5 protein-coding genes and 1 pseudogene are annotated in these 6,217 nt (G+C 45.4%); 4 read left to right on the forward strand and 2 right to left on the reverse strand.

Annotated elements, in window-relative coordinates; all coding sequences use genetic code 11:
• Window positions 1–252, forward strand: a pseudogene (locus H6S82_RS32760) (hypothetical protein); the annotation flags it as partial.
• Between the two features lie 63 nt (window positions 253–315).
• On the forward strand, window positions 316–3,531 hold the full coding sequence (locus H6S82_RS14535) for an efflux RND transporter permease subunit (RefSeq protein WP_190467495.1): 3,216 nt from the start codon (window positions 316–318) through the stop codon (window positions 3,529–3,531).
• Here the strand turns inward: H6S82_RS14535 and H6S82_RS14540 are convergent.
• Window positions 3,524–3,739 (reverse strand): DUF2949 domain-containing protein, encoded by a 216-nt coding sequence (locus tag H6S82_RS14540; RefSeq protein WP_190467492.1) that lies wholly within the window; start codon window positions 3,737–3,739, stop codon window positions 3,524–3,526. The two genes, H6S82_RS14535 and H6S82_RS14540, sit on opposite strands and share 8 nt — an antisense overlap.
• Before the next feature lie 337 nt (window positions 3,740–4,076).
• Here H6S82_RS14540 and H6S82_RS14545 point away from each other — a divergent pair, with 337 nt between their 5' ends.
• Complete coding sequence (locus H6S82_RS14545; RefSeq protein ID WP_190467488.1) at window positions 4,077–4,667, forward strand: pentapeptide repeat-containing protein; 591 nt, start codon at window positions 4,077–4,079, stop codon at window positions 4,665–4,667.
• Between the two features lie 97 nt (window positions 4,668–4,764).
• Window positions 4,765–5,022: a DUF1830 domain-containing protein gene (locus tag H6S82_RS14550; RefSeq protein WP_190467485.1), complete on the forward strand. Its 258-nt coding sequence runs from the start codon at window positions 4,765–4,767 to the stop codon at window positions 5,020–5,022.
• Between the two features lie 816 nt (window positions 5,023–5,838).
• Here H6S82_RS14550 and H6S82_RS14555 read toward each other — a convergent pair.
• The gene (locus H6S82_RS14555) at window positions 5,839–6,216 is read right to left on the reverse strand and encodes a Rid family detoxifying hydrolase (protein WP_191056353.1); all 378 of its coding nucleotides are present in this window, start codon (window positions 6,214–6,216) and stop codon (window positions 5,839–5,841) included.
• Between the last annotated feature and the right edge of the window lies 1 nt (window position 6,217).

Consider the following 6,217-nt stretch of genomic DNA (forward strand, 5'->3'; position numbering starts at 1 on the left):
GGAGTGGGAGAGCGGGGGAGTGTTTCCCAGGCAAGAGTCCCCGATTCAGAGTCGATCGGGACTATTTTTGTAGCGATCGCGGAAGGTAGGGAAGGAACAGTTCAAGCCAGAAGGGTGCTATTAGGCGATCGCGCGAATGGAAAAGTGGAAATTTTATCGGGGTTAAAGCCAGGAGAGAGGTTTGTTGTCCGTAGTGGCAAACCCTTAAAAGATGGCGAGAAAGTAGTTTTGAGCATTCTATCGGAAAAGTAGAGCGATCGTTAGTGCCCCTTTAGTAGCTCATGACAAGTGACAAACAACCAAGGCTAATAACTAATGATTAACCACAAAGAGCAATTTAGCCTCAGCGCGATCGCGATCCGCCGCCACATCGGCACCCTTATGCTCACCCTCACCGTCATAGTGCTGGGTATCTTCTTTCTCACTCAAATCCAAGTAGATTTATTACCTTCGATCACCTATCCCCGCATTGGCGTGCGCGTCAACGCCCCCGGAGTTTCGCCAGATGTGGCAGTTGATGAAATTACCAAACCTTTAGAAGAAGCACTCAGCGCGACAGAAGGAGTCGTCCAAGTTTATTCGCAAACTCGCGAGGGACAGGTAAGTTTAGATTTATTCTTTGAACCTGGGGGAGATATCGACCAAGCGTTGAATGATGCTACCGCTACCTTTAACCGCGCACGAAGTCAACTTCCCGATGTGATTGAGGAACCGCGTTTATTTAAAATAGACCCTTCCCAATTGCCAGTTTACGAAATCGCCCTGCAATCTCCCTCTATGCCAGATGTGGATTTGCGTGTGTTTGCTGATGAGGAATTGTCCCGCGAACTCGGCGTTGTACCCGGTGTCGCCGGAGTCGATGTTTCCGGTGGCGTGCGGGAAGAAGTGCGAGTGCAAATTGACCTCCGTCGCTTGCAGGCGCAAGGTGTTAGTTTAACCGATGTATTAAACGCTCTCAGAGACCGCAATCAAGACATTTCTGGGGGACGATTGCGGGGGGAAGATTCAGAACCGTTGACCCGCACTGTCGGACGCTTTCAAGATGTAGGCGAAATTCTCGATCTCTCTTTTGATGTTAATTCTTCCCCAACACCAGGTTTACCGAATCATCGCGTTTACCTGCGAGAATTTGCGGAAGTAATTGATGGCACAGAAGAGCAACGGGTGTTTGTCTCCCTCAACGGACAACCGGCGGTTAAATTGAGCGTTCAAAAGCAGCCGGATGCCAATACCATCACCGTAGTAGAAGGCGTCAAAAAACGCATAGAACAATTGAAACAATCGGGTGTAATTCCATCGGATATGGTTTTGACAGCTACTTCAGATGAATCCCGGTTTATTCGCAATTCTCTTAATGATGTAATTAATTCAGGGGTTTCAGGAGCTTTACTAGCAGCAGTGGCAGTGCTATTGTTTTTGGGCTCGCTGCGACAAACTTTCATCATTTCGCTGACAATTCCCCTTTGTACTTTGACTGCTGTGATTTTGATGAAGTTTTTCGGGTTTTCCCTGAATGTTTTCAGTTTGGCAGGTCTAACTTTAGGAATCGGTCAGGCGATCGACACCAGTGTAGTCATTTTGGAAAACATTGCCGAAAAAACTGGCACGATTCCAGGGAAAGATAAACAGGAGACTGAGGAAGAATCTTTTGCTGATGGAAGTTACTATCCTCAATCGCGTTTGGAGTGGACGATCGATCGGTCTATTCAGAGCGGTCACGAAGTAGAATCGGCCATGATTGCTTCTACTGGCGCTAACTTGGTGTCTGTAGCACCGTTTGTGCTGATTGGCGGTTTCTTTTCATTACTATTTAATGAGTTAATTCTGACTATATGTTTTGCAGTTGGCGCTTCCTTGTTGGTGGCGCTGACAATTGTGCCAATGCTAACTTCGCGCTTGCTGGCGATCGAATGGTCGAGTCGCATCGGCTCGTTTTTGCCAATTCGGGTATTTAACGCGATGTTTGAGGCGGCGACTGGCAGCTATCGACGAACTTTAGCGGCGGTATTGCGTTTTCGGTTTTTGGCAATTGCGATCGCTTTCTTAATCTTGGGCGGTAGCAGTTTGTGGATGGTCGGTCAAATTCCCCAAGAAATTCTACCCCGCATCAACACCGGACAAGCAAACTTGATTGCCCAGTTTCCTCCCGGCACCAGCGTGGAAACTAACCGTAAAGTAATGGCGATCGTTGATGAAGTTATACTCAAACAGCCAGAAGTAGAATCGATTTTCACCACTGCGGGCGGTTTTCTTTTCGGTAGCAACACGACTGCCAACTCCTTGCGTGCTTCCAGCACTATTAACCTCAAGCAGGGTACTCCAGTGCAAGCTTTTGTGCAACGAGTTTCTCAGGAATTGGAAAAACTGAACTTAGCTGGGATTCGTCTGCGTCTCAATCCGGGTCAAGTGCGCGGTATTATCCTCACCAACTCGCCTGTGCGGGGGGCAGAAGTTGATGTTATCCTGCAAGGCAGCAACGAGCAAAGCTTGCAACAGGCGGGAAGGCAGGTCTTAGCAGCGCTGGATGAGAACGTGACCGCAGCAAGTTTCCGACCCGATGCCGATGCCAGACAACCGGAAGTGCAGATTCGGCCTGATTGGGTACGGGTTGCCGAATTGAACTTGACAACAAATGACATTGGTGATACCGTTCAAACCGCGATTCAAGGTACTGTGCCAACGCAGCTGCAAAGAGGCAATCGTTTGGTGGATGTCCGCGTGCAACTCGATCGAGAATCCGTACAGCAGGCTTCTCAATTAGAGCAAATACCTCTATTTGCAAACGACAATCGCCTAGTCCGTTTGGGCGATGTCGCTAAAATTACAGAAGGGCAAGCTCCGGGAGAAATTCAACGCATTAACCAACGACAGGTTTTCCTGATTGCCGGTTCTCTTACACAGGGAGCAAGCCTTTCGGACGCAATAGCGCAGGTTAACCGGGTGTTAGGAGAGTTGGATCTGCCAGAAGGTGTGAGCGTACTACCCAGTTCTGCTGCTCAGACGAATCAACAGCTGCAAGATGCGCTGAAATTATTGGGAGGATTATCGGCTTTTTTGGTATTCGTAGTGATGGCGGTGCAATATAACTCCATCATCGACCCTCTGGTGATTATTCTGACTATACCCCTAGCATTGGCGGGAGGAATTTTCGGACTTTACATTACTCAAACGGCGATCGGTGCTACTGTCCTAGTCGGTGCTGTACTGCTCGTCGGTATTGTGGTCAATATCGGTATCATCATGGTGGAACTAGCCAACCAAATCCGGGAACGGGATGGGGTCGATCGCAAAACTGCTATGCTCAAAGCCGCACCCCAACGCCTGCGACCGATTATGATGACTGCCATTACTACAGTTTTGGGTTTATTTCCCCTAGCGCTGGGAATTGGGGAAGGATCGGAATTCTTGCAACCGTTGGGTATTGTGGTGTTTTCCGGGATGTCGATCTCAACATTGCTGACATTGTTTATTATCCCTTGCTTCTACTCCCTGATCCAGGATTTGGAGCGAGTTAAGAAGTTGTTCAGTTGAGCGTGGCCAGCGGTTCTCTTTCCATCCAGTCAAATACGCGATCGAGTTGTTCCAATGTCACCAATCCATATTGCCAAAGCACCATCGGTAACAAACTTGGGTCTTGTTCGCCCTTCGCTTGAGCCAATGATATCCAATCTGGAGGAATCGCTAACTCATCCTCTAGGAAGTTCACCAAACGAGATTGCATTGTAGATTTCTTAAACATTTTTTTGTTAACCGCAAAACAATACACTATTTTTGTAAATTTTTGCAACTTTTTCTCATAATTATTTAGAGGCACAACTGGAGTGCAATTCCCAGTTCAGATCTCTTGTTTCTGCCGAAAAATTGGACGGGATTATGAATATCATTTCACCTTTTGGTGACGATATTCCTGACTTCTCCTTGGAAGTGGAGAATTTCGGATGAATAAGCGGGTCTTATATCTTAGCAAAGCAGAACTCATATGACAAACTCTGCGTTTTGTTAATTTACCTTAAAATTAAGGTTACAATAATTTACATAAATTAACAATACCGAAACCACAAGGCCACGCACGCAAGATGGATGCTGATGAACTTTATCGGCGATATGTAGCGGGAGAGAGAGACTTTCGCTTTGTCAACCTACAGGGAGCAAACCTGAGTAACAGCAAGCTGAGCGAAGCAAATTTCTGGAGAGCAAACCTAGTTGGCGCTAACTTGAGTAATAGCAACCTGCGGGGAGCTAAGCTGAGTGAGGCAGACCTAACGGGGGCAACCCTGTGGAGAGCAGACTTAACTGGGACAGACCTGCATGGGGCCATCCTAAATGGTGCGATCGCCATCAGGGCAAACTTGGCCAAAGTAGATTTGAGCCAAGCATTGCTAGTCAGGACAGATTTGCGGTTAGCTAACTTAACTGGAGCCAGTTTAATCAAAAGTAACTTAACTGGAACCGATCTACGTTATGCAGGTTTGACTGAGGCAGACTTGCGCGATGCCAATTTGAGATTTGCAGATTTGACTGGCGCAGACTTGCGCGATGCCTATTTAAGATTTGCAGATTTGACTGGCGCAAATTTGGATCGGGTAAACCTGACTGGTGCAGATTTATACGAGGCGAAGCTGCATAGGACATTTTTGCCTAATGAAATGACGCTCCGCACCATTTAAATCGAAATAGAATTGGCAAAGTCAGACTGTTTTTTATCTTTTTCAAGGGATTTTTTACTCAGGTTTCAGATTCTTACGTACTGGGAAACTTATATTTATGGGTGCAACAATAGATCTTCTACCTTTGACTGAGGATAAGCAAATACTTTGCTGCTACGTTAATGCCACTAGCCAGATTCAAATCGCTCGCATTGCCGATATTTGCGATCGCTACTTTGAACGTGTGGTTTTTCCAGGTCAGCGTCTGTTGTTTAAAGCGCTGCCGGACTCTCAATTAGAAATTTATACATCTCTGATGGCAACTGCAATTCTATCTGAGAAGATAGTCTGCGCTAACCTGCGCGTCAATGAATAAATTCCCTCTTTCATAGCTCATCGTTAAAAGGAACGAGCCAAGTAGTTTTAAGGCTTTGAACTGTTTCAAGATAACGGCGAGACTGTGACTTTGGGCTGAACTATTTATCGATGTAAATAAAGTAACATTTTTATCTAACATCATAGCTGAATTTATTTGAGATTGGGTTTGAGAAAAATTTGGTTTATCAACTTTTTTTAAGGCAAAAGTATGGGGAGGTAATAACGCATTTAACTTGCAGATAATCTTAATAGATCGAAGAGAAGGCAATGAACTTAACGATCGATTTGCCTGAGATTGCCCGATCGCGAATAAAGTAGATTCATAACGATTGCGGGTGACGTTTCTATTCAGTATCTGCGGGTCAGGGTCAGCAAACATGGAAAAAACAGCAAATTTAACAGTCGCCATTTCTATTCTGTCGGTATCATTCTGTACGAACTATTGACCGAACAGTTGCCATGTGAATCAAAAGATCCGCTCGAATTGGTACATTGTCTTAAGTATCGATGTTCCTGTTTATCTATGTTTTCCCCAACTTTTACCTTTAACAATTTGCCAGGAAGTCGTTTTATCGCTATAGCATAATTTTAGTTACTTGTAGGTTGGTTTGAGCAATAGCGAAACCCAACATTTTTGAAGCTTTCTTAGCTTCACCTCAACCCAATATCAAGCTCTTTCGGGTTGACGAGCGAAAATGTTCATTGATGTTAAAAATAATCAACGCAATGGTGGTTTACGGCAAGGTCAACTAATTATTAGTTTTTGCCCTAAAGTTATTACCCATGCCGTCCCCCACCCTACGATTAGATAAATTTAAATCACCGCAATGCAATCAATTTCTACTAAAACATCTTTCGGCAAACGGGATACTTCAACCGTAGCGCGAGCAGGTGCTGTAGCTTCATCAAAATATTTAGCATAAACCGCATTCATGGCAGCAAAATCATTCATATTTGCCAGATAAACCGTAGTTTTTACCACATTTGACCAATTAGCGTCCGCAGCAGTTAAAATTGCTTCAAGATTAGCCATCACCTGTTCCGTCTGTTTGGCAACATCATCGGTGTGGACAACATTACCGACTTTGGGGTCAATCGCAATTTGTCCGGCGACAAATATCATTTGACCGCTAGCGACAATAGCTTGATTGTAAGGGCCAACTGGTGTCGGTGCTTGTTCTGTGCGAATAATT

Origin of the sequence: Planktothrix sp. FACHB-1355 (genome assembly GCF_014748295.1) — a bacterium.
Classification (GTDB): Bacteria; Cyanobacteriota; Cyanobacteriia; order Cyanobacteriales; family Aerosakkonemataceae; genus Aerosakkonema; species Aerosakkonema funiforme_A.

Coding starts and splice junctions, on each gene's coding strand:
- H6S82_RS14535 (WP_190467495.1), top strand. CDS start 316: ATGATTAACCACAAAGAGCAATTTAGCCTCAGCGCGATCGCGATCCGC.
- H6S82_RS14545 (WP_190467488.1), top strand. CDS start 4,077: ATGGATGCTGATGAACTTTATCGGCGATATGTAGCGGGAGAGAGAGAC.
- H6S82_RS14540 (WP_190467492.1), bottom strand. CDS start 3,739: ATGTTTAAGAAATCTACAATGCAATCTCGTTTGGTGAACTTCCTAGAG.
- H6S82_RS14550 (WP_190467485.1), top strand. CDS start 4,765: ATGGGTGCAACAATAGATCTTCTACCTTTGACTGAGGATAAGCAAATA.